This is a genomic window from Pseudomonas sp. NBRC 111127, from assembly GCF_001320345.1.
Lineage (GTDB): Bacteria > Pseudomonadota > Gammaproteobacteria > Pseudomonadales > Pseudomonadaceae > Aquipseudomonas > Aquipseudomonas juntendi.
In genome coordinates, this window is record NZ_BCBD01000279.1 from 1 (window position 1) to 2,609 (window position 2,609).

Below are 2,609 nucleotides of genomic sequence, written 5' to 3' on the forward strand. Positions count from 1 at the left end.
CCTACAGGTGGGAGCTGGCTTGCCTGCGATCAGCTCACAGGCTCAGCCGCATCGACAGGTCGACCGCCTTCACATCCTTGGTCATCGCCCCGATCGAGATGTAGTCCACGCCCGTTTCGGCAATCACCCGCAGGGTGCTCTCGTTGACCCCGCCGCTGGCCTCCAGCTTGGCCTTGCCGGCCGTGATGCGCACAGCCTCACGCATTTCTTCCAGGTTCAGTTCGTCGAGCATGATGATGTCGGCCCCCGCCGCCAGCGCCTCGCGCAGTTCGCCAAGGCTCTCCACTTCTATTTCCACCGGTTTGCCCGGGGCAATGCGGTGCGCAGCCGCCACGGCCTGAGCCACGCCACCGCTGGCGGCGATGTGGTTCTCCTTGATCAGGAAAGCGTCATACAGGCCGATGCGGTGGTTGTCGCAGCCGCCACAGGTCACCGCGTACTTTTGCGCCAGGCGCAGGCCAGGCAGCGTTTTGCGGGTGTCCAGCAGGCGCACCTGGGTGCCTTCTACCAGGCTGGCAAGAAAGCGCGCACGGGTGGCGACCCCCGACAGCAGTTGCAGGAAGTTCAGGGCACTGCGCTCACCGCTGAGCAGCGAACGGGCTGGGCCTTCGAGGTGAAACAGGGGCTGGTTGGCGCTGGCACGGTCACCGTCAGTGACTTGCCAGTGCACCGCCACCCGCGGGTCGAGCTGGCGGAATACCGCATCGACCCAGGCAGTGCCGGCGATCACACAGTCCTCGCGGGTGATGATGGTCGCCTTGGCCAGGCGCTCGGCCGGGATCAACTGCGCGGTGATATCGCCACTGCCGATGTCCTCCAACAGCGCACGGCGCACGTTGGCTTCGATTTCAGCGGTCAGGTCGGCAAGGCGTAGGTTCGGCATGGTCGGCTCCACAAGCAAGATGCCCGCGATTATAGGGCAGCGGGCTGGTGTGTACAGCCGCCTTGGCGCCGGCATTCGGTCGGCGCGTGGCGGGCGCCTGCCTGGGGTGAATCCGTGCTGGCAGCGCTGCGGGTTTTTGCCGATAATGGCGACCAGTATTTGGCGTCATAGCTTTGACGATACCTGCTGCGGCGGGCCACACACCCTGCAAGGAGTCCAGGATGCATGAAGAAGGCAAGGTGGTGCCCCTGGCGGCCGCCATCGACCGGGGCCGGCGTGCGCCTCTGCCTTGCCTTCCGGTGTTGCTGCTGCAAGTACGCGACAAGGCCGCCCTGCAGTTGCGCCTGGGCTTGCAGGCGCTGTTCGACAACGCTGACGACACCCTGTTCGAGATGGCTGACAAAGCCTTCGAGCACGCCGACCAGAACTTGTATTTCGAGGCCATGCGCGACCTGCGCCTGAAGCGCAAAAGCATCGAGCGTGGCTTTCTCGACATCTTCCATGCGACTTTCGCCCGCATCGGCCAGGCGGACCTGTTGCTGCACCTGGCCCAGCCGGGGAACACGTGCGGCAAAGCGCAGGCCGAGCGGGGCGCTGCTGTCGACGGCATGGTGGGGCGCGTGCTGGCACGTCACCGCCCGGCCTTGCAACAGTTGGGGCTGCGCTTGCAGGTGCTGCTCGACCGCCCCGTGTACGAGGGCGACAACCCGCTAGGGCCCGCCGCATTATGTGGTTACTTCCTCGATGCCGGGCGTAACCTGGGGGTTTGCCTGCGGGTGAAGCTGGTGTTGCTCACGCTGTTCGAGCGCTATGTGCTCAGTGATGCCGATGTGATCTACGGCGAGGCCAACCAGCTGCTGGCCGCCGCCGGCGTGCTGCCCGAACTGCAACCGGTACCGCGCCGGCCTGCCGAGGAGCGGCGCCTGGGCGCGCGACGTTGCCCGCCCATGCCAGGCCAGGATGTGGGCGCGGACGCAGCCGGGCAGGCGTTTTTTGCCTCGTTGCAAACCCTGCTGGCGCCGGTGCGGGGGCAATTTGCCCCACGTTTGCAGGGGGTGGCTGCCGCCCAGCCGATCAGCACCGCCGACCTGCTGCGGTTACTGACCCATTTGCAGCATTATGTGCCCGCCACGCACGAGGCAGATGACTTCGAGCTTGGCCAGCAGCTTGAGCAATTGCTGCTGCGGGTCAGCGTGCGCAGTGGCATACGCAGGCGTATCGCGGTCGCCGACGAAGACATGATCAACCTGGTGAACCTGCTGTTCGCGTTCATTCAGCAGGACGACAACCTGCCGGCCAGCCTGCGGGCGCTGATCATCCGGCTGCACATCCCGCTGCTGAAGGTGGCGCTGCTGGACAAGGGGGTGTTCTGCCGGGCTGGCCACCCCGCACGGCGGCTGCTCAACGAAATCGCAGCGGCGGGCATCGGCTGGGAGAGTGGCCGCGAAGATGTGCGCGACAGTCTGCACGTGCGGGTGGCGCTGATCGTGCAGCGCGTGCTCAGTGATTTTGACGAAGATACCCGCGTGTTCGACCACCTGCTGCAAGATTTTCTCGCGTTCAGCCATGAGGAGCGGCGGCGCAGCGATTTGCTCGAGCAACGTACCCGCGACGCCGAAGAGGGCCGCGCACGCACCTTGCAGGCCAGGCACCAGGTGCAGCAATTGCTCAACCAGCGCCTGCGCGGCCAGGTGTTGCCCCAGGTGGTGGTGCAGATGCTGGTACA

At 65.7% G+C, this 2,609-nt stretch carries 2 protein-coding genes; one reads left to right on the forward strand and one right to left on the reverse strand.

Annotated elements, in window-relative coordinates; genetic code table 11:
• Nucleotides 1-34 precede the first annotated feature (34 nt).
• A complete protein-coding gene (gene nadC / locus APH30_RS26750; RefSeq protein WP_054914219.1) occupies nt 35-883 on the reverse strand; it encodes a carboxylating nicotinate-nucleotide diphosphorylase in 849 nt (282 codons plus the stop codon).
• A 221-nt stretch (nt 884-1,104) separates the two neighbouring features.
• Between nadC and APH30_RS26755 the strand changes: the two genes are divergently transcribed.
• Nucleotides 1,105-2,609: DUF1631 family protein (locus tag APH30_RS26755; RefSeq protein WP_054914220.1), on the forward strand; the 1,505-nt coding region annotated here is incomplete at its 3' end.

Bases quoted from the DNA above. Each gene is read 5' to 3' on its own strand.
- nadC (WP_054914219.1), bottom strand. From the start codon at position 883: ATGCCGAACCTACGCCTTGCCGACCTGACCGCTGAAATCGAAGCCAAC.